The 19,877-nt window shown below is 69.7% G+C and carries 18 protein-coding genes; 8 read left to right on the top strand and 10 right to left on the bottom strand.

Annotated elements, in window-relative coordinates; all coding sequences use genetic code 11:
- Positions 1-119: 119 nt before the first annotated feature.
- The 7 genes from ACX80J_RS01145 to ACX80J_RS01115 all read right to left on the bottom strand — a co-directional run bounded on the left by ACX80J_RS01145 (position 120) and on the right by ACX80J_RS01115 (position 5,609).
- The gene (locus ACX80J_RS01145) at positions 120-947 is read right to left on the bottom strand and encodes an SRPBCC family protein (protein ID WP_459346542.1); all 828 of its coding nucleotides are present in this window, start codon (positions 945-947) and stop codon (positions 120-122) included.
- 176 nt (positions 948-1,123) lie between these two features.
- Positions 1,124-1,513, bottom strand: coding sequence for a nuclear transport factor 2 family protein (locus tag ACX80J_RS01140; protein WP_459346541.1), 390 nt, complete (start codon positions 1,511-1,513; stop codon positions 1,124-1,126).
- Between the two features lie 21 nt (positions 1,514-1,534).
- Positions 1,535-2,422 (bottom strand): sugar phosphate isomerase/epimerase family protein, encoded by an 888-nt coding sequence (locus ACX80J_RS01135; protein WP_459346540.1) that lies wholly within the window; start codon positions 2,420-2,422, stop codon positions 1,535-1,537.
- Positions 2,419-3,573 (bottom strand): dihydrodipicolinate synthase family protein, encoded by a 1,155-nt coding sequence (locus tag ACX80J_RS01130; RefSeq protein ID WP_459346539.1) that lies wholly within the window; start codon positions 3,571-3,573, stop codon positions 2,419-2,421. Before ACX80J_RS01130 ends, ACX80J_RS01135 begins: the two co-directional genes overlap by 4 nt.
- Entirely contained in the window at positions 3,570-4,757 is a 1,188-nt protein-coding gene (locus ACX80J_RS01125; protein ID WP_459346538.1) for a Gfo/Idh/MocA family protein, read from the bottom strand. Before ACX80J_RS01125 ends, ACX80J_RS01130 begins: the two co-directional genes overlap by 4 nt.
- Before the next feature lie 88 nt (positions 4,758-4,845).
- Complete coding sequence (locus ACX80J_RS01120; RefSeq protein ID WP_459346537.1) at positions 4,846-5,142, bottom strand: hypothetical protein; 297 nt, start codon at positions 5,140-5,142, stop codon at positions 4,846-4,848.
- Between the two features lie 173 nt (positions 5,143-5,315).
- Positions 5,316-5,609, bottom strand: coding sequence for a hypothetical protein (locus ACX80J_RS01115; protein WP_459346536.1), 294 nt, complete (start codon positions 5,607-5,609; stop codon positions 5,316-5,318).
- Positions 5,610-5,930: 321 nt separating this feature from the next.
- Between ACX80J_RS01115 and ACX80J_RS01110 the strand changes: the two genes are divergently transcribed.
- Complete coding sequence (locus tag ACX80J_RS01110) at positions 5,931-6,155, top strand: hypothetical protein (RefSeq protein WP_301226325.1); 225 nt, start codon at positions 5,931-5,933, stop codon at positions 6,153-6,155.
- An 8-nt stretch (positions 6,156-6,163) separates the two neighbouring features.
- Here ACX80J_RS01110 and ACX80J_RS01105 read toward each other — a convergent pair whose 3' ends face one another.
- Positions 6,164-7,210 (bottom strand): LacI family DNA-binding transcriptional regulator, encoded by a 1,047-nt coding sequence (locus tag ACX80J_RS01105; protein WP_459343781.1) that lies wholly within the window; start codon positions 7,208-7,210, stop codon positions 6,164-6,166.
- Positions 7,211-7,380: 170 nt separating this feature from the next.
- On the opposite strand from ACX80J_RS01105, the gene ACX80J_RS01100 reads away from it, so the two are divergent.
- Positions 7,381-8,526, top strand: coding sequence for a Gfo/Idh/MocA family protein (locus ACX80J_RS01100; protein ID WP_459346535.1), 1,146 nt, complete (start codon positions 7,381-7,383; stop codon positions 8,524-8,526).
- A complete protein-coding gene (locus ACX80J_RS01095) occupies positions 8,523-9,434 on the top strand; it encodes a DUF6807 family protein (protein WP_459346534.1) in 912 nt (303 codons plus the stop codon). Before ACX80J_RS01100 ends, ACX80J_RS01095 begins: the two co-directional genes overlap by 4 nt.
- 105 nt (positions 9,435-9,539) lie before the next feature.
- Here ACX80J_RS01095 and ptsP read toward each other — a convergent pair whose 3' ends face one another.
- Positions 9,540-11,222: a phosphoenolpyruvate--protein phosphotransferase gene (gene ptsP / locus ACX80J_RS01090; RefSeq protein WP_459346533.1), complete on the bottom strand. Its 1,683-nt coding sequence runs from the start codon at positions 11,220-11,222 to the stop codon at positions 9,540-9,542.
- 116 nt (positions 11,223-11,338) lie between these two features.
- Here ptsP and ACX80J_RS01085 point away from each other — a divergent pair, with 116 nt between their 5' ends.
- From ACX80J_RS01085 to ACX80J_RS01065, 5 genes are all read left to right on the top strand, one after another.
- Positions 11,339-12,067 carry a TetR/AcrR family transcriptional regulator gene (locus tag ACX80J_RS01085; protein ID WP_087076736.1) on the top strand — a complete coding sequence of 243 codons (729 nt, stop codon included), beginning with the start codon at positions 11,339-11,341 and terminating at the stop codon, positions 12,065-12,067.
- 61 nt (positions 12,068-12,128) lie between these two features.
- Positions 12,129-14,099 (top strand): PTS mannitol transporter subunit IICBA, encoded by a 1,971-nt coding sequence (locus ACX80J_RS01080; protein WP_459346532.1) that lies wholly within the window; start codon positions 12,129-12,131, stop codon positions 14,097-14,099.
- Positions 14,099-15,262: a mannitol-1-phosphate 5-dehydrogenase gene (locus tag ACX80J_RS01075; RefSeq protein WP_459346531.1), complete on the top strand. Its 1,164-nt coding sequence runs from the start codon at positions 14,099-14,101 to the stop codon at positions 15,260-15,262. The genes ACX80J_RS01080 and ACX80J_RS01075 overlap by 1 nt, the downstream gene beginning before the upstream one ends.
- Positions 15,263-15,428: 166 nt before the next feature.
- Entirely contained in the window at positions 15,429-17,993 is a 2,565-nt protein-coding gene (locus ACX80J_RS01070; RefSeq protein WP_459346530.1) for a rhamnogalacturonan lyase, read from the top strand.
- Positions 17,994-18,222: 229 nt separating this feature from the next.
- Entirely contained in the window at positions 18,223-18,672 is a 450-nt protein-coding gene (locus tag ACX80J_RS01065; protein WP_459343774.1) for a BLUF domain-containing protein, read from the top strand.
- Between the two features lie 62 nt (positions 18,673-18,734).
- On the opposite strand, the gene ACX80J_RS01060 is transcribed toward ACX80J_RS01065, so the two are convergent.
- Complete coding sequence (locus ACX80J_RS01060) at positions 18,735-19,718, bottom strand: acetylxylan esterase (protein ID WP_459346529.1); 984 nt, start codon at positions 19,716-19,718, stop codon at positions 18,735-18,737.
- Positions 19,719-19,877 lie beyond the last annotated feature (159 nt).

Below are 19,877 nucleotides of genomic sequence, written 5' to 3'. Positions count from 1 at the left end.
TCCCGGACGCCTGAGACCCGGGAGGGCAGGGCGTTCCGGACCCGCCCCGGTGGTCGGGGCCGGAACGCGCAAGGACCGGACCCCCGAAGGAGTCCGGCCCATCCGCGGAACTGCTGGGACTAGAGCGTGCCCCGACGGTTGATCGGGTCGCGGTCGGTCAGCGTGTCGTCCTCGAGGCCCTGGCTGTCCGAGGGGACGCCCGAGCCCGGGATCCCGTCCACGGCGGGAACGGCGTCGACGTCCGTGTCGGTTCCGACGGGGGTGGTCGCGGGGACGGACGTCTCGTGCGCGAGAGGGGTGGTCGTGGTGACCGGGACGGTGGAGACCTCGGTCTCGGTCTCCTCTTCCTTCCCCTTGTTCGCTGCTGCTGCGGCGACTCCTGCCACGGCGGCAGCCGCCGCGACACCTACTCCTGCGGCAACCTTGCCGGACACGCCGGCCTTGCCGCTGTCGCCGCGTGACTGCTCCGCGTCAGCGACGGTGGGAGTCCCGGGCTGCCCGGCCACGGTGCCGCGCCAGGCGCCGGTGGAGTAGCTCTCCGACTCGATGAATGCCTTGAACTTCTGGAGGTCGGCCTTCGCCTGGTTCTCCACCACGTTCAGCTTGTCGCCGATCTTCTCGACGAGTCCCTCGGGCTCGTATTCCAGCACCAGGTTGACGCGGGTCGTCCCGCCGAGGTCCTCGAAGGAGACGGTGCCCGCATTGGTCGCACCCTCCGTCGCCGCCCACGAGACCTTCCGGTCCGGTACCTGCTCGAGGATTCGTGCTTCCCACTGGCGGCGGATCCCGCCGATCTCAGCGACCCACTCGAGGCGGTCGTCGCTGAGCTGGGTGATCTGCTTGATGCCGCCCATGAAGTGCGGGAATTCCTCGAACTGCGTCCACTGGTTGTACACGGTCGTCACTGGAAGATTCACTACAACGGTTTCTTCGACCTTCGTGGCCATCTTGCCCTCCTTGGCTGGTGGGGTACGTTCGCTGATTCATCAGCATGCTTAGCATATGGTGTGGGCCGGGGGTATGGCCAGCCCCTACCGTCGATGCCCGACCAGCCGCGCGACGATTCCTGGCCCCGGCCGAGGTCGGCATGCCGGCGGATCGAACGCCTGCTGCCTCCGGGTCCTCAGGAGGGCAGGTCGCCGACGTCCGCATACCTGCGGCGCCAGTCCCTGCCCTCCTCCCCGCCGTACTGCGTCCAGTACTCGCGGCCCGAGCTGATGACGCCGTCGGTCACGGTCCAGATCGACACGACGCGGAAGATGCCGACGTCCTCCTGTGGCACCTGGACCTCGGACACCACCACCTCGCCGGCGTGGTAGACGTTCAGGACGTCGATGCTCCAGCCGTTCGGACGCTCGGAATTCACGGCCACCATATTGTCCCGGCCGCGGATGACCTCGCGCGTGACGGGCCAGAACACCTCCACGTCCTCGGCCAGTACCTGACCGACGGCCTTCCAGTCCCTGCTCCACACCGACGACCAGTACCGCCGGATCACCTCGGTAGATTCCATGGGCCGATGCTACCGCCGATGCTACGGCCGGGCGTCGCCGCTCAGGGCGCCCAGGTGCAGCGCGACGTTCGCCTCGAAACCCTCGACGGTCCGTGCGACGGCGTCCGCCGGCGGAGTGTCCCAGATGTCCTGGTTGAAGAGCTCCACCTCGATGTCACCGGCGTACCCGGCCGCCGTGACGGCACGGGTGATCGCCGCGAAGTCGATGACGCCGTCGCCCGGGTAGTGGCGGGACAGCAGGACGTCCGCGGCGAGGGGGGTCTTCCAGTCGCAGACCTGGTAACTCGCGATCCGGCCCTCCGCGCCTGCCCGCGCAACCTGCCCGGACAGCTCCGGATCCCACCAGACGTGGAAGGTGTCGACGACCACTCCGACCACGGAGGAGGGGAACGGCGAGGCGAGATCGAGGGCCTGCTTCAGCGTGGAGATGACGGCCCGATCGGAGGCGTACATCGGATGGAGCGGCTCGAGGGCGAGCGTCACCCCTGCGGCCTGGGCGTCGGACGCCAGCTCCCCGAGGGCGTCCTGCACCATCGCGCGGGCTCCTGCGAGGTCCTTCGATCCCTGGGGAAGACCGCCGGCGACCATGACGAGGACCGCGGCGGAACCTGCGGCGCCGGCAGCCGCGAGCTGGGCGGTCTCCTCGATCGCCCTGCGGTTGTCGTCCATCGCGGCGCGGCGTGCCCGGCCCTCCGGCACGGTGAAGAAGCCGCCGCGGCAGAGGCTGGAGAACCGCAGTCCCGAGTCGGCGAGCAGCCGTGCGGCCTCGGGCAGCGAGGCTGCCTCCACGGAGTCCCGCCACAGGCCGATGCCGGCGATGCCGGCATCGGCGGTCACCCGGAGCGCCTCGCGAAGGGGGGCGTACTTGATGGTGGCCTGGTTGATCGACAGGCGCTCGTTCGGCGTCATGCCGCCACCCCGCTCACGCGCAGCAGTGCGTGCCAGCGTTCACGGGCCAGCTCGGGTTGTTCGAGCGCCCCGCACTGGTTCGCGAGGCGGACGATCTCCGACAGGTGCGGCAGGCTGCGGGCCGCGTGCAGCCCGCCGACCATGCCGACGCCGGGTTGGTGCCCGTTGAGCCAGCTGAGGAAGGCCACGCCCGTCTTGTAGTAGAACGTCGGCGCCGCGAAGATCTGGCGTGAGAGTGCTTCGGTGGGCCCGAGGATCCGTGAGTACGCGTCGGAGTCGCCGGCGTCGAGCGCCTGGACGGCCGCCGACGCGTGCGGACCGAGTGCGGCGAAGGCGCCGAGGAGTGCGTCGGAGTAGCCCGACGAATCCCCGCCGATGAGGGAGACGTAGTTGAAGTCGTCTCCGGTGAACATGCGTGCGGGAGCGTTGAGCTGTGCACGGACCGCCCGCTCCGAGTCCGCATCGAGCAGGCTCATCTTGACGCCCGCCACCTTGTCGGGGGAGTTGGCGATGATCTTCAGCAGGGTCGAGGACGCCGTGTCGGTGTCCGCCGAGCCGAAGTAGGTGCCGAGTTCGGGGTCGAAGGCGCTGCCGAGCCAGTGCAGGATCACGGGGGCGCCGGCCGCTGCCAGCACCTCGGAGTACACGCGCTGGTAGTCCTCGGCGGTCCGTGCGGCGCGGGCGAGGTGCCGGCTCGCCATCAGGACCACGGACGCGCCTGCGTCCTCGGTGAAGTGGAGCTGGTCCTTGTAGGCGTCGATCACGGCGTCGAGGGAGATCACGCGGTCCTCGACGTGGTCCGTGTTCACACCGGCCACGAGGGCGCCGCCGACGGAACGGGCCTCGGCAGCACTGCGCGCTATGAGTTCGCGGGTCGCGGCGGGGTCGAGCCCCATGTTGCGCTGGGCGGTGTCCATCGCATCCGCGACGCCGAGCCCCCAGGACCACAGGTGGTGCCGGAACGCGAGGGTCGCATCCCAGTCGAGGTCCGCTGCAGCGCCGGGCACGTTCTCCGCCGTCGTGCGGGGGACCACGTGCGCCGCCGCATACACGGTCCGGCTGGTCAGGGGCGCGGTCGGCTTGGAGAACGACGGCGCGGGCTGGAGTTCGACGGCGGATGGAGTCCCCGCCGCATCGACGAGGGTGATCATGCCAGCGTGACCGCTTCCTCGAGGGGGAGCACGGCAGTGCGCACGTCCTGCAGTTCGAGGCGGCGTCCGGAGCGGGAGCTCTCGAGCCCCTGCTCCGCGAGGTACATTCCGCGGGCACCGGCGAGGAAGTCGTACGGGTGCGGCCCGTCCTCCAAGACGTGGCGCAGGAACTCCTCCCACTGGGTCTTGAAACCGTTCTCGAACACCTCGTTGGTGGGGACGTCGATCCAGTCGGCGTCGTAGTCGTGCGTGTCCTCGAGGTCCGGGTTCCAGACCGGCTTCGGCGTGGCGTTGCGCGGCTGGATCTTGCAGCCGAACAGCCCCACGACGGCCGAGCCGTGCGTGCCGTCCACCTGGAACTGCACGAGCTCGTCGCGGTTCACCCGCACGGTCCAGCTCGAGTTGAGCTGGGCGACGATGCCGCCCTCCAGCTCGAAGACGGCGTAGGCGGCGTCGTCCGCCGTTGCCCGGTAGGGGTGGCCCTGCTCGTCGACGCGCTCGTCGATGTGCGTGACCGCGCGGGCGTAGACGGACTCGACCCTGCCGAAGAGGTTCTCCAGGACGTAGCTCCAGTGCGGGAACATGTCGACGACGATGCCGCCGCCGTCCTCCGTGCGGTAGTTCCAGCTGGGGCGCTGGGCGTCCTGCCAGCCGCCCTCGAAGACCCAGTAGCCGAACTCGCCGCGCACCGAGAGGATGCGGCCGAAGAATCCGGAGTCCACGAGGCGCTTGAGCTTCTGCATGCCCGGCAGGTACAGCTTGTCGTGCACCACTCCGTTCTTGATGCCGGCCGCTTCGGCGAGGTTCGCGAGTTCGAGGGCGTCGGCGGCCGTCTCGGCCGTGGGCTTCTCGGTGTAGATCGCCTTGCCGGCCGCGATGGCCTTCCGGATGGCTGCGGACCGGGCCTTGGTCACGAGGAAGTCCGCGTAGATCTCCCAGGTCGGGTCCGCCAGGACGCTGTCGAGGTCGGTCGAGTAGTGCTCGATGCCGTGCTTCGCGGCGAGTTCGGCGAGCTTCGCCTCGTTGCGGCCCACCAGGATCGGCTCCACCTGGACCCGGCTGCCGTCGGAGAGGAGAACTCCTCCCTGGTCCCGGATGGCGAGGATGGAGCGGACCAGGTGCTGCCTGTATCCCATCCGTCCTGAGACGCCGTTCATGATGATTCCGATTGTCCTCGTCGACATTGATGCTCCTCTTGGCTCCGGCAGCGCGGAAAGCGCTTACCGAGAGTGTAGGGGAAGAAGTAGGGAGGGGCAATAAGCGACGGGGAGGTCAGGTGCCGTCGGTGCGGCGGGGGATGTCACGGCGGGTGCACTGGTCGGGGCGGACCCACGCTTCCCGGGCGATCGAGAATTCGATCCACTGGGCGAGGACGGCGGAGCCGGTCCACGCCATCGCGAACCCGCGCACGGTCTGCCGTGAGCCGTTCGGGTACTCGAGGTCGACCCAGAGCGCCGGAGCGGGGGAGACGGACTCGGTGATGGGCCCGGGAGGCGCTTCCAGCTGGAGCGGGGGTACGAACACGTGCGTCGTCGGCGGAAGTCCGTGCCAGCCGGCCGCCCTAGCCACGGGGGCCTACCCTGGCGGGGGAGTGCGACGGCGGCGTGTCCATGCGACCACTCTACGAGGGGGCCGATCCACCAGGGGCAGGCGCGGATCAGGAGCGGGGGCAGTGCCGGGAACGGTTCCCGGTGTGGCGAGGGGAGTGGTGTCGGGAGGAAGCTCCGGCTGGCAGGAAGCCGTCAGGCCGCGCGCGTCTGCGGCTTCAGCTCGCGGCGGCGGCAGCGCGCCGCGTCCACCCAGGCCTCACGGGCCCGGGAGTATTCGATCCACTGCGCGAGGACCGACGTCGCCGTCCAGGCCATGGCGAAGCCCTTCTGTGTCCGCGTGGAGCCGTCGGGGTAGTCGAGGTCGACCCAGAGCGCCGGTGACCTGAGGGGCTCGGTGATGCCGCTCTCCGGCGCCTGGAGCTGGAGCGGTGGACGGTACCTGTCGGCGCTGGGTGGGATGCCGTGCCATCCCGGTCGTTCTGCCATGCGACGAGGGTACGCCGCGGCTCCGACACGAGGGGCGTTCACCGCTGCATGAGGATTCCCTTCGCTGGTCCCATCCGGGTCGTGCGGGAGCGCTCGGGATGCTGGTGCGGGGATGCTTGTTGCGGTGGCGTTCCCGCAGGCGCGGGGCTAGGCGGTTCCCGGCGTGGCGAGGTGTCCGGGCCGTGAGGTCGTACCTTGTCGCCGGGTCTCTCGATAGGATGAGCGCGACGATGTCACCGTCGCCGCATCGCGGACAGTCCGGTCCGGAGGGGTGGCACCGTTCCGCCGTTGATCCACCATGTGGAAGGTACCCGCAACGCCATGACGAAGAACGATTTGCAGAAGATCCGCGTTGCCGCCGCGGACAAGGAGGACGTCGAGTTCGAGCTCGACCGTGCTGAGCTGGTGTTGAAGGAGGCCGTCGCGGAGGCCATCAGCCACGGCGAGGACATCCGGGCCGTCGCGGAGGTCGCCGAACTGCCCCTCGACGACGTCGTGAAGCTGGCGGCCCCGGACGTCGAACCGGACCCGATCCGGCCCCTCTGAGCCCAGGCCTACCGCCGGGGCGTGCTGCCCCGGAGAATCGTCTCGGTTCGGATGGGCTCCGGACCGTCGCCGGCATCCGGTGCGCCGTGCGCCGATCCCGTGGCCAGCTGGAGGGCGCGGCGGCCCACCTCCTCGAGGGGGATGCGGACGGTGGTGAGGGCGGGCGTGATGTCCCGCACCGTCGGGATGTCGTCGAAACCTGCGACGCCGATGTCCTCTCCCGGCGCGATCCCGGCGTCGCGCAGTGCGGACACGACGCCGACGGCCATGACGTCGTTCACCGCGAACACCAGGTCCACCCGGGCGCCCGACGCCAGGAGGTCCTGGGCGCCGCGATAGCCCCCGTCGCGCGTGAAGTCCGAGTGGATGACGCGCTCGGCCGGCAGGGAGATCCCGTGCTCAGCCAGTCCCTCCGAGAAACCGTCGAGACGTTCCTGGGCCGTCCGGATCTCGGCCGGTCCGGCGATGACGGCGAAGTCACGGTACCCGAGCTCGGCCAGTGCGACCGCGAGGTTCCGGGCCCCGCCCCGGTTGTCCAGGAGCACCGTCGCGAAGGGGGCTGCGTCCTGGCTGATGAAGGCGACTTTCCCGCCGGTGTCCTCGAAGGAGGACAGCTCGCTCCGCAGCTGGACCTCGAACGCCGACCCCGTGGTCCTGGAGCCGGCGAGGATCATCACGCGGGGACGCTGTCCGCGCAGTGCCCGCACGGTGTCCAGTTCGCGCTGCGCGTCGCGGCCGGTGACGGCGATGGTCACCACGAGCCGTTCCTCGCTCGCCGCATCGATGACTCCGGCCGCGATACTCGAGAAGTAGGGGTCCGCGATGTCAGCCACGAGCAGGGCCACGGTGGTGGTGCTGCCCTTGGCCACGGCCTGCGCGAAGAGGTTGGTCGTGTAGCCGAGCCGCTGGGCCGCCTCGACGACGCGCTGCCGGTAGTCCTCGTTCACCTTGCGCGCACTGCCGTTCAGGGACCGCGACGCCGTCGCCAGGGAGACTCCCGCTTCCCTGGCGACGTCGTGCAGCGTCGCGGGACTCTTGCTTGCCGGTGCCGACATTGCTCTCCTGACGGTGTGGGCATCGACCGCTCCGGCGACACCCCGGGGAATTCCGGAAAGGGCTATTCTCGCACGGCGGGGATCTGCGCCGGCGCCGCCGTGCCCCGCTCGGTAAGCGCTTTCTCTGGTAGTGTGTCCGGAACCGCATTCCTGTAGCTGTTGGAGGATCCGTGCCCCCGTCGAGTCCGGCCCCCGAACCCGCCGCTGCCGTCCGGAGGCCCCTGCGGGCCGCGATCCTGGGCACCGGCGCAGTGGCGCACCTCCACGCCGAAGCCCTGCATCTCCTGCCGGGCGTGGAGCTGGTCGCCGCCGCCGATCCGTCTCGGAGCCACCTCGCGGCCTTCGCCGAGACGTACGGACTGCCGTCCCGCTACCCGTCGCTGGAGGATCTCCTCGGAGGGGAGAGCATCGACGTCCTCCATGTCTGCACGCCTCCGGGAGGCCATGCCGAGCAGGCGGCAGCGGCGTTCGCGGCGGGTGCCCATGTCGTCGTCGAGAAGCCCGCCGCGCTCAGTCTCGCCCAGCTCGATGCCATGGTCGACGCCGGCCGCGCAGCGGACCGGAACCTCGCCGTCGTGTTCCAGCAACGCTCGGGCACCGCCGCCGCCCACGTGAAGGGGCTGCTGGACTCGGGCGTCCTCGGGCGCCCGCTCTCCGCGCTCTGCCAGACGCAGTGGTACCGGACGGCCGAGTACTTCGCCGTCCCGTGGAGGGGTACCTGGGCCACGGAGGGTGGCGGCACCACGCTCAGCCATGGCAGCCACCAGGTGGACCTGCTCGCATACCTGCTGGGGGAGTGGTCCGCAGTGCACGCGACGATGTGGCGCCTCGACCGCGACGTCGAGACCGAGGACCTCTCGCACGCGTCCCTCGTCTTCGCATCCGGTGCCGTCGCGTCGGTGGTGTCCACGGTCCTCGCGCCACGGCAGTCCAGCCTCCTCCGCATCGACACGGAGAACGCGACGATCGAGCTCGAGCACCTGTACGGCCACGGCCACGCCCACTGGACGATCACCCCGGCGCCCCACGTCGATGACGGGACGGCGGCATCCTGGGCGCTGCCCGGCCAGGAGGTGCCGAGCGGGCACGACGCCCTTTTCGCAGGGATCTACGCGTCGCTCACCGAGGGGCGGGGCATGCCGGGCATCGCGGCGCATCCGGCCCGCGCCCTGGAGATCGTCACCGGCATGTATGCCTCCGCGCGGGAGGGCCGGTGGATCACGAGGGAGGACCTGGCGGACCCCGCGCTGCGCGGGACCCTGTCCGGGCAGGTGATCGAGGGCCGGCCCGGGGTCCTGTCCGCCGGTCCGTCATGACCGGCCCGGTAACCCTGACGGCGGAAGGGCGCAATGCCGGCGTCCTGCACGACGGCGCGGGAGAACCGGACGAGCACTCGCCCCGGCCCTTCCTGCATCCCGTACCGACACCCGGCGGGCTCCCCGTCAGCGATTACCGACCCGCGGACCACCCCTGGCACTGGGGCCTCGGCCTCGCCGTCTCGAACATCGCAGTCGCCGGGCAGGCCCACCCGGTCAACCTGTGGGGCGGCCCGACCTACAGGGACGAACAGGGCTACGTGCAGCTGCCGAACAACGGCTCGCAGCGGGTGCGCACGACGGCGCGCGAGCGGGACGGCGTGGTCCAGCACATCGACTGGTGTGCGGCGGACGGGAGCAGCTTCCTGGCAGAGGAGCGGACCTGGCACGCGGAGAGCCTGACCGCCGCCGGTTCGGAGTGGATCCTCACCTCCGTGCGGAGCAGGTGGGCCAACACCAGCGGCGGGCCCCTCGCGTTCGGCAGCCCGACGACGGCGGGCCGCCCGGACGCGGGCTACGGCGGTTTCTTCCTGCGCCTCCCGGCGTCGTTCGACGGAGCGGCGATCATCGCAGGATCGGCCGACGGCGTCGGTTCCCTTCCCGAAGCCGAGGCCATGGGGGGCAGGCGCCCCTGGCTCGGGCTCCGGTCGGATACCGCGTCGGTCCTCATGGTCCCGGCGGCCGGCAACCCGGGAAGCCCCACCCCGTGGTTCGTCCGCAGCACGGGCACCCCCATGCTGTGCGCGGCGCCGTTCTTCTCCCACGAGGTGCGCCTGGGGGCCGGCGACGTGATCGACTGGAGCTGGTCGCTCCTCACAGCGGACGGACCTGTGCCGGACGCGGGGTTCGCCGCGGCGGCCCGGCAGGCAGGGGTGGCCGGAGGAGCTGCAGGGGTGGTCCGGCCCTAGGTACCTCGCGGCCGCCGCGCCCTCGTGGCGACGGGGCACGGGCTGCCGGGCAGGGTGCCGCTCGCGGCCGGGGGCTAGGAGCGCCCCCGGCCCGGCTCCGGTGCGCTACAGCCCGAGCGGCTCCAGGGCGGGCAGCTCGGCCCGGGCCCGCGAGCGAGCCTCCGCCGCCGTCGGTGCGGCTACCGCGATGCCGGCGATCCGCTGCGCCTCGGCGAGGGTCACGCTGTTCAGGACCGCGCCGACACCGGCGAGGGCCCGGGGCGTCATGGACAGGGTCGAGACGCCGAGTCCCACGAGGACGACGGCGAGGGCGGGATCCGCTGCAGCCTCGCCGCACACACCCACGGGCTTCGCGTGCCCTTCGGCGGCGCTGCCCTCGACGGTCAGCTTGACCATGCGGAGGACCGCGGGCTGCCAGGAGTTGTTGAGGGCGGCCAGGGAGCCGAGCTGGCGGTCCGCGGCCATCGTGTACTGCGTGAGGTCGTTCGTGCCGAGGCTCGCGAAGGACACCGCGCCGAGGATGGCCTCGGCCATCAGGGCAGCCGACGGGACCTCGACCATGACGCCGGGCGTCTGCAGGCCGGCATTGCTGCACAGCTTGGCGAAGTCCGCGGCTTCCTCGGCCGTGGAGATCATGGGTGCCATGACCCACACGTCCGCGGTGGCCTGGGAGGCGGCCTCCGCGATGGCGCTGAGCTGGCGCTCGAGGACCCCGGGGGACGTGAGGTCGGTGCGGTAGCCGCGGACGCCCAGCGCCGGGTTCGGCTCCGTGGAGTCCGTGAGGAAGGGGAGTGGCTTGTCGGCGCCGGCATCCAGTGTGCGGACTACGACCTTCTTGCCGGGGAAGGCGTCGAATACGCCCTTGTACGCCTCGATCTGCTCCTCCGCCGTCGGCTCCGTGTCCCGCTCGAGGAAGCAGAACTCGGTGCGGAGCAGGCCCACACCCTGCGCCTTCGCTTCGGCGGCCTTCACGGCATCCTTCGCTCCACCCACGTTGGCCAGCAGGGGGACCTCGTGCCCGTCCGCGGTCACGCCGACACCGTCGAAGACCGTGAGTGCTGCCGCGGCGGTCCGATAGGCCTCGGCCGCGGCCTCCTCCTCCGCTCCGGGATCGAGCGAGATGGTCCCGGCCGCTCCGTCCACGAAGACGACCGTCCCGTCGGCGATGTCGTCGACGCCGGACGCAGCCACGACGGCGGGGAGTCCGAGTGAGCGGGCGATGATGGCCGTGTGCGACTGCGGACCGCCGCCCGAGGTGACGAGGGCGAGGACCTGCGCGGGATCCAGGGTGGCCGTGTCGGCAGGGGCGAGGTCCTCGGCGACGAGGATGAAGGGCGTGTCCGACGACGGGATGCCCGGCGCGGGCAGCCCCCGGAGCTCGGCGACGATCCGGGACCGCACATCGAGGACGTCGGCGGTTCGCTCGGCCATGTAGCCGCCCAGGTTGTGGAGCATCTCGGCGACGGACGCGCCCGCCTCCCAGACCGCGCGGGCGGGGGAGGCGCCGTTGTTGATGAGCTTGGTCGCGGACTTCAGCAGCATGGGGTCTGCCGCCATGAGCGATGTCGCCTGCAGGACGGCCTGCGCATCGCCCTTGGCGATCCCCGCCCTGCGCTTGAGCTCCTCCTGGACGGCCTTCGACGCGGCCTTCAGGGCGGCGACGGCCTCTTCAGGAGCATCGAGGGCGTGGCGTTCACCCGGGGGAGGTTCGCTGACCGATCTCGGCATATGGCGGATAGGGCCGATCACGCGTCCGGGGCTCACTCCGACCCCTGCGAAATTCTCCATCGAACGTCCTCGTTTCCTTGCCGTGTGGTCTCGGTCTAGCACCATTGTGCCGCCTGAGGCAAAAAGTTTTGTGACCCAGTTCATATAACACTGCTATAGGTGCTACGGTAGCAGGCATGAAAAAAGTAGGCGAACCAGCGCCTAAGGTTCGGCTCCTCAGGGCGGCCGCGGCACTGCTCGCCGAGTCCAACGGCGAGCCCGTGTCGACCCGGCAGATCACCCAGGCCGCCCGGGTCACCGCTCCGACCCTGTACCACCACTTCGGTGACAAGGAGGGCCTGTTCGACGCCGTCGTCGCCGAGGGTTTCTCCGAGTACCTCGACGCCGAGAGAAGCCTCCCGACGTCGGGACAGCCCATCGAGGACCTCCGGATGCACTGGGACAACCACGTGCAGTTCGGCCTCGACCACCCGCACCTCTACCTGGTGATGTTCGGCAACATCCAGCCCGAGCGCCGGCCGTCGATGGTGGCCAGTGCGGAGGCGTTCCTCGAGGAGGTGCTGGGGCGGGCGGCCGCCGCAGCGCGCCTCGTGGTGTCACCGCACGAAGCCGCGCGCAGCATGCTCGCCGCCAACATCGGCGTCACGCTCATGCTGATCGCGGAACCGGCGGCGAAGCGCAACCTCGAGTTGTCCGCCATGACCCGGGAGGCCGTGATCTCGGCCGTGGCCACGGATTCCGAGGCCGATCCCACCACGGACACGGAGGGAACGCCCTCGGTGGTCGTGGCGGCCATAGCGCTCAACGCCGCTCTGCAGTCCTCGCACCCCGACCAGCTCTCCAGTTCGGAACTGAAGCTCTTCCTCGAATGGCTCCAGCGCATCTCCAGCCGGTCGGCAAGCTGACGCTCATCCCTCACAATCCATCCCTCCCCGCAGAGCTGCGGGGACAACGGTAAGGAAAAAAGTGGCAACACAACTAGAAGCGAGGTCCGGCACCAGCGCCCGGGTCCGCGTGCAGAAATTCGGGACGTTCCTGTCCGGGATGATCATGCCCAACATCGGCGCCTTCATCGCCTGGGGTATCGTCACGGCCCTCTTCATCGAGAAGGGCTGGCTGCCCGTTCCGCAACTGGGCGGCTACGGCGAGACCGACGGCGTGGCGAACGTCGGGCTCGTGGGACCGATGATCAACTACCTGCTGCCCCTCCTGATCGCCTACACCGGCGGCCGCATGGTCTACGACGTGCGCGGCGGCGTCGTCGGTTCGATCGCCACCATGGGCGTGATCGTCGGTGCCGGCATCCCGATGTTCATCGGAGCCATGATCATGGGCCCGCTGGGTGGCTGGACCATGAAGAAGATCGACGCCCTCTGGGACGGCAAGATCCGTCCCGGCTTCGAGATGCTCGTCAACAACTTCTCCGCGGGCATCTGGGGGGCCCTCCTGGCGCTGATCGGGTTCTACGGCGTCTCGCCGCTGGTCCAGGCCTTCAGCACCGGCGCAGGCAAGGTCGTCCAGTTCCTGGTCGACAACGGCCTGCTGCCGCTCACCAGCATCTTCATCGAGCCCGCGAAGGTCCTGTTCCTCAACAACGCCATCAACCACGGCGTGCTCACCCCGCTGGGCGTCCAGCAGTCGCTGGAGCAGGGCAAGTCCATCCTGTTCCTGCTCGAAGCCAACCCGGGTCCGGGCTTCGGCATCCTCCTCGCCTACATGTTCTTCGGTCGCGGCGCAGCCAAGGCCTCCGCGTCCGGTGCTGCCATCATCCACTTCGTGGGCGGTATCCACGAGATCTACTTCCCGTACGTGCTGATGCGCCCGCTGCTGATCCTGGCCGCGATCGCCGGCGGCATGACGGGTATCGCGACCCTGAGCATCACGAACTCCGGCCTGGTGGCGCCCGCCGCCCCGGGATCCATCATCGCCGTCTTCGCCCAGACCTCCCGTGACAGCTACGTCGGCGTCGCCCTCGCCGTCCTGCTCGCCACGGCGGTGTCCTTCCTCGTCGCCTCGGTCATCCTCAAGACCGGGAAGAACCAGGACAACGACGACATCGCTGCCGCCGCCACGAAGATGGAAGGCCTCAAGGGCAAGAAGAGCTCCGTCGCGGGCAACTTCCGCTCCTCGGCAGCCACGGACGGGCCCATCCGCAACATCGTGTTCGCCTGCGACGCCGGCATGGGCTCCTCGGCGATGGGTGCATCGGTGCTGCGCAACAAGATCAAGGCGGCCGGCTTCCCCGACGTCAAGGTCTCGAACCTCGCCATCGCCAACCTGAAGGACGACTACGACGTCGTCGTGACGCACCAGGACCTCGCCGCCCGCGCCGAGCCCCTGACGCAGAGCGCGACGCACGTCTCCGTCGACAACTTCATGAACAGCCCCCGCTACGACGAGATCGTCGAGCTGGTGCGCGCCAGTGCTGCCGCTGAGGGCGGGGTCGACCCCAAGGCCCCGATGCCCGCCGACGTGGCAGCCGACGCCGATACCGGGACCGCCTCCCATGACGTCCTCGCCGAGGAGAGCGTGGTCCTGCGCGGCCGGGCGACGACGCAGGAGGACGCCATCAACGAGGCCGGCCGCCTGCTGGTCGACCGGGGTGCCGTGGATTCCAGCTACGTCGCGGCGATGCACGAGCGCGAGAAGTCCGTTCCCACCTACATGGGCAACTTCCTCGCCATCCCGCACGGCACCAACGCGGCCAAGGACCTGATCCGCCGCTCCGCCGTGTCGATCGTGCGCTACCCCGAGGGCATCGACTGGAACGGCAAGCAGGTCAAGTTCGTGGTCGGCGTCGCCGGCGTCAACAATGAGCACCTGTCCATCCTGTCCGCGATCGCCCGCGTCTTCTCGGACAAGGACCAGGTGGCCAAGCTCGACGAGGCCACGACGGTGGACGAGGTCCTCGCCCTCTTCGGAAAGGTCAATGCCTAGTGAAGGCAGTACATTTCGGTGCCGGCAACATCGGACGCGGCTTCGTGGGGCTCCTGCTCCACGAAGCCGGGTACGAGGTGGTCTTCGCCGACGTCGCGGACGCCCTGATCGACCAGCTCGCCTCGACGCCGAGCTACGACGTCCACGAGGTCGGCGAGGACCCGGCGGTCAAGACGGTCGACAATTACCGTGCCCTGAATTCGCGGTCCCAGGAGGACGACGTCGTCGGCGAGATCGCGACGGCCGACATGGTCACCACGGCGGTGGGCCCGAACGTCCTGAAGTTCGTCGCGCCGGTGATCGCCCGGGCGATCGCCCGCCGGAGCGAGGACCTGGCGCCGCTGCAGGTGATGGCGTGCGAGAACGCCATCAACGCGACGGACATCCTGCGCCGCGAAGTCGAGCAGACGTACGACGGCGCCGCACTGGACCTCGCGTCCAGGGCGGTCTTCGCGAACACCGCGGTGGATCGCATCGTCCCCAACCAGGCGGCGGGCCAGGGCCTCGACGTCACGGTGGAGACCTTCTTCGAGTGGGTCATCGACCGCACCCCCTTCAACGGGAACGCACCCGGGATCCCCGGGGCGACGTACGTGGACGACCTCGAGCCGTACATCGAACGGAAGCTGTTCACGGTGAACACCGGTCACGCGTCGGCGGCCTACTTCGGCTACGCGGCCGGGGTCGAGAAGATCGCGGACGCCATGGCGGACGACGCCATCGCGGCGAAGGTGCGGGCCGTGCTCGACGAGACGAAGCAGCTGCTCGTCGCCAAGCACGGGTTCGACGACGCGGAGCAGGAAGCCTACGTGCAGAAGATCCTGCGGCGCTTCATGAACCAGCACCTTCCGGACACGGTGGTGCGCGTCGGCAGGGCGCCGCTGCGGAAGCTGAGCCGCAAGGAGCGCTTCGTCGGGCCGGCCGCCGAGCTGGCCGAGACCGGGGTGCACCCCGCGGCACTGCTCGAGGCGATGCGGGCCGCACTGGCCTTCTCGGCTCCCGACGATCCCGAGGTCGCCGCGCTCGCCGAGATCCTGGCCACCCAGGAGCCCGGCGAGGCCACGACGTCGATCACGGGCCTGCCCGCGGATCACCCGCTGTACGGTCCGGTCCGCGACCTCATCGCACAGCATGCGCCCGGCCATCACGCGGAGCACGGCTGATCGCGTAAGCACAGGCACAAGCACAAGCACAAGCACAAGCACAAGCACAAGCACAGGGAAAGGGAGCAGCTGCGGCTGCTCCCTTTTTCTTCGCCGTCCCTTGACGACAGCAGCACTCTGACCATAGCGTGATGAGGAAAGCGTTTTCCAAATAGAGGATTCAATGATGAGTTCGGCACAGAAAACAACGGTCTCGGCATGCCTGGCGCTCGCCACGGGGACCCTCCTCACCCTCAGCGGACTCTCCGTCCCCGCTCTGGCGCAGGGGCCCGCCAACGCGGCTCCGATCGGAGGAGTGCAGCTCGAGTACCTGGACCGGGGCCTCGTCGGCGCCGCCACCCCTCAGGGTGTCTTCCTCTCCTGGCGGCTCAGGGCGACGGAGGCGACGGGCGCGACGGCGGACGGCCTCACCGGGACGGACTTCACGGTGTACCGGGACGGCGAAGCCATCGCCACGGTCACGGACAGCACCAACTACCTCGACACGGCAGTGACCGATGCAGATGCCGCCGCGAGCGCGCGGTACAGCATCGGCGCCGTCGTCGACGGCGTGGAGGTCGAGGTGAGTGCCGACGTCGCCCCCTGGACCCAGGCCTACACCGACCTCGCGCTGTCGAAGCCGGCCGACGGCGTGACGCCGACCGGTGAGGCGTACACCTACTCGGCGAACGACATGAGTGTCGGGGACGTGGACGGGGATGGCTCGTACGAGTACTTCGTCAAGTGGTACCCCTCCAACGCGAAGGACGTATCCCAGCTGGGCTATACGGGCAACACCTACATCGACACCTACACGGCCGAGGGCCGGCTGCTGAGCCGGATCGACCTCGGCGTCAATATCCGCTCCGGAGCCCACTACACGCAGTTCATGGTGTCCGACTTCGACGGCGACGGCCGGTCCGAGATGATGCTCAAGACGGCCCCCGGGACGAAGACCACCGCCTACGGGCCCACGGGCGAGGTCACCTCGGAGAGCTACGTGACGCTGCCGGAGGCGGACCTGGCCGCAGGAGTCACGTCTGCCGACGATTACCGGCTGAGCGCCGCGGACTACTACGACCACGTCGTCACGATGTTCAAGGGCTGGCAGGACCACCCCGAGGTCGTCGCCGGGAACTGGCCGGCGACGCTGGAGGAGGCCTTCGGTATCGGGCAGCGGTACGACTACCCGCTGTCCGACGCCGACGCCCGCGCGATGGCGGACTACTTCGTGGACGTCTATGCACCGTCCCGGAGTGCGAGGAACACCCTCCGCGCCTTCGAGGGATTCGTCGTCGACGGCCCCGAGTACCTGAGCGTGTTCGAGGGCGCCACCGGTGCCGAGCTGGAGACCGTTCCCTATGAGCCCGGCCGCGGGGACGATGGCCTGCTGTGGGGCGATTACGCCATGGCGCGCATCGAGCCGGGCAACCGGGTGGACCGCTTCCTCGCCGGCGTCGCATACCTCGACGGCGAGCATCCCTCCGCCGTCTTCGCCCGCGGCTACTACACGCGTGCCGACATCGTCGCCTACAGCTGGGACGGCGAGCGGTTGACGCAGGACTGGCAGGTGGACTCCGGCCACGTGCCCATGTCCAATCCCTTCAACGACAGCCCGCACGGCGGAACGGGCAGCAGTGAGGAGTTCGGCGCCCTGGCCGGCCAGGGCTTCCACTCCCTGAGCGCCGCCGACGTGGACGGCGACGGACGGCAGGAGATCGTCTACGGCAGCGCCACCCTCGACGACGACGGATCCCTGCTGTACAGCTCCTTCGACACGCTTCCCGCCGCCAGCGCCGCTCCCGGTACGGAGGCGAAGCTGGGGCACGGAGACGCCATGCACGTGACGGACATCGATCCGGACCGCCCGGGCCAGGAGATCTTCTCCGTCCACGAGGGAGCGACGGGCGCACCCTATGGCTGGGCGATGCGGGACGCGTCCGACGGTGAGGTCCTGTTCGGCGGCTACACCGGCAAGGACACCGGGCGCGGCATGATCGGCGACATCGATCCCTCCGTTCGTGGCATCGAGAACTGGGCCGTGGGCCTGCGCTCGGCCTCCGGTCGGCTCCTGCCCGGCAACGGCCCGGGAACCAACATGAGCATCCGCTGGGCGGCCGACGGCACCACGCAGCTCGTCAACGGCGCCGGCGACCAGACTCCGACCGTCGACGATGCCAGACGCGGACGCCTGCTGACGGCGACCGGTACCCGCACGAACAACGGCACCAAGGGCAACCCCTCGCTCGTGGCCGACGTGGTCGGTGACTGGCGCGAGGAGTTGCTGGTGCGGAACACGGACAGCTCCGCCATCCGGATCTTCACGAGCACCGAGGTCACGGACCGGAAGCTGTACACCCTGATGCACGATCCCCAGTACCGGGCCGAGATCGCTCGTCAGAACACGGCCTACAACCAGCCCGCGTACACGAGCTTCTACCTCGCCTCGGACACGGATTTCACGGCCGTGCCGGTGCCCGATGCCTTCCTGCCCGGCGCACTGCCGGCCCTGCAGCGGCAGCTCGAGCAGCTCATCTCCACGGGTGACGTGTCCGGACCCGCGGCGCAACAGCTGCGCGCGTCCCTGGACCAGGCGCAGCGCGCCGTCGAACGGGACCAGGCGGGCAACGCGGCCAGGGCCCTGGAGAAGTTCCTCGACCAGCTGCAGCGGACGAAGCCCGGCACGGTCTCCGAGCAGGCCCGCACCGAGCTCGGATACCAGGGGTCGGTGATCCTCCCGACGCTGCAGTAGCGGCGTCGGTCAGAACATCCGGCAGGATCGCGTGCCGTACGACCACGCGGTCCTGCCGGACCTGTTTCCAGCGCTTGTACGCGCTGCATCGCCGACGTCGGCCGGGAGCGGAAGGTGCCCGTGATCGCGGCGTTCGGGCGCCGGTCCGCCCGGGGGAGTGCCGCAGGCCTGTGCGTACCCAGGACGTGCCGCTGGGCTCGGCCGACCCGCGGCCGGTAGATTGGAGCGTGTGAGCCGAACCCCCAACGACCTGCTGTCGATCGTCTACTCGAGCACCTCGGCGCACCCGTTCAGGGACGAGGAGCTCAATGCCCTGCTGGCCCTCAGCCGGGAGAGCAACGCCCGTGCTCAGCTGACGGGGATGCTGCTCTACCGCAGCGGACGGTTCCTCCAGGTCATCGAGGGCCCTGCCGACGTCCTGCGTGAGCGCATGTCCATCATCGCCGCCGACCCACGCCACCTGGACGTCCACATCCTTCTCCAGGAGACCATCGACGAACGGAAGTTCCCGGACTGGACCATGGCGTACGAGCCGGCCTCCGAGGTGGCTGCGGACGATATCCCCGGGTACCGCACCACCTTCTCGGACATCGAGGGCGAGGACGACCCGCAGGAGTCCGTCGCCGCCCTGCGCGAGCTGATTCGCTGGTTCCAGGACCGCGCCGGCCAGATGCGCTGACCCGGACCGGCCCCTTGCGCCGACCCGCAGCCGGGGTGCCCACGTCGGACGTCACCGCTGCCTCAGGAGCCGGTGAGCTCCCGCACGAACGCGAGGTGCTCGACGTCCTGGAAGGCGCCTCCCTGCTCGTGCCCGTTGTACGGGTACACCTTCATGCGCTTGGGCCCGGCGTAGTGGTTGTGCGCCGCGAACACGCACGACGGCGGGCAGACGTCGTCGAGCAGACCCACCGAGAACATCGCGGGGATCGTGCTGCGTGTCGCGAAGTTGACGCCGTCGAAGTAGCTGAGGGTGTGGAAGACACTGTCGACGGCGTGCCGCCGCGTTCCGAGGTACGTCGCGATCTCGGAATAGGGAGCGGTGTCGACGATCTCGGTGGCGCGCCGCATGTGCGAGAGGAACGGGACGTCCACGATGGCGCCGACGGGCGGCGTGTCGTTCACCCGCTGCGTGAGGGCTGCGGCAGCCAGGGTGATGCCACCGCCCTGGCTGCCTCCGGAGATCACCACGCGGGACGGATCGACGGCGGGGTGCGACTGGGCGGCTTCGACGGCGTGGACGGCATCGACGAAGAGCCGGCGGTAGTAGTAGGTCTCCGGGTTCTCGACGCCGAGCGTCATGAAGCCGCCCAGGTGCGGACCCGCCAGGGGCCCGTCGGGCGTGTCGCCCGTCCGGTGTCCCGCGCCCTGTCCGCGGAGGTCCATCACGAAGTGCGCGAAGCCGGCGCTGGGCAGGCCCGTCCATTCGCCGAGCAGGCCGCGTCCGCCGCCGTAGCCGATGAACGTGACGACGGTCGGCAGGGGACCGGGAAGGTGGCGTGGCGTGAGCAGCCAGCCCTTGACGGGCTGGCCGTCGTAACCCGCGAACGTCACGTCCTCCGTGATCAGCTGCGTATACCCCGCGTCGACCTCCGCGAAGGACGGGCGTGCTGCGTGGACGCGCTGCTCGGCGAGGGTCTTGTCCCAGAAGGCGTCGTAGTCGGCGGGTTCGTCCCGCTCCGGCAGGTAGCTGCGCAGCTCGGACAGGGGGAGATCGAAGTGAGGCATAGGGTGCATCCTTTCACGGCTTCGATAAGCGAAGATAGAGCGCGGACAAGGTCGCCGGGATCAGGCTGTTGACCATTGATACGATTCAACCTACGCTGTGGGATAACGCTTTCCCAAGGCGTCCCACGATGGCTGACGAAGAAGTTTTCCAGGAGGACA

It is taken from the genome of Arthrobacter rhamnosi (genome assembly GCF_054510975.1).
The sequence above is the reverse complement of the archived record's forward strand: the minus strand, read 5'-3'. Positions and strand labels throughout refer to the sequence as shown.

Coding starts and splice junctions, on each gene's coding strand:
- ACX80J_RS01125 (WP_459346538.1), bottom strand. CDS start 4,757: ATGTCGACGAGGACAATCGGAATCATCATGAACGGCGTCTCAGGACGG.
- ACX80J_RS01060 (WP_459346529.1), bottom strand. CDS start 19,718: ATGCCTCACTTCGATCTCCCCCTGTCCGAGCTGCGCAGCTACCTGCCG.
- ACX80J_RS01085 (WP_087076736.1), top strand. CDS start 11,339: ATGAAAAAAGTAGGCGAACCAGCGCCTAAGGTTCGGCTCCTCAGGGCG.
- ACX80J_RS01140 (WP_459346541.1), bottom strand. CDS start 1,513: ATGGAATCTACCGAGGTGATCCGGCGGTACTGGTCGTCGGTGTGGAGC.
- ACX80J_RS01070 (WP_459346530.1), top strand. CDS start 15,429: ATGAGTTCGGCACAGAAAACAACGGTCTCGGCATGCCTGGCGCTCGCC.
- ACX80J_RS01110 (WP_301226325.1), top strand. CDS start 5,931: ATGACGAAGAACGATTTGCAGAAGATCCGCGTTGCCGCCGCGGACAAG.
- ACX80J_RS01130 (WP_459346539.1), bottom strand. CDS start 3,573: ATGATCACCCTCGTCGATGCGGCGGGGACTCCATCCGCCGTCGAACTC.
- ptsP (WP_459346533.1), bottom strand. CDS start 11,222: ATGGAGAATTTCGCAGGGGTCGGAGTGAGCCCCGGACGCGTGATCGGC.
- ACX80J_RS01135 (WP_459346540.1), bottom strand. CDS start 2,422: ATGACGCCGAACGAGCGCCTGTCGATCAACCAGGCCACCATCAAGTAC.
- ACX80J_RS01095 (WP_459346534.1), top strand. CDS start 8,523: ATGACCGGCCCGGTAACCCTGACGGCGGAAGGGCGCAATGCCGGCGTC.
- ACX80J_RS01145 (WP_459346542.1), bottom strand. CDS start 947: ATGGCCACGAAGGTCGAAGAAACCGTTGTAGTGAATCTTCCAGTGACG.
- ACX80J_RS01115 (WP_459346536.1), bottom strand. CDS start 5,609: ATGGCAGAACGACCGGGATGGCACGGCATCCCACCCAGCGCCGACAGG.
- ACX80J_RS01105 (WP_459343781.1), bottom strand. CDS start 7,210: ATGTCGGCACCGGCAAGCAAGAGTCCCGCGACGCTGCACGACGTCGCC.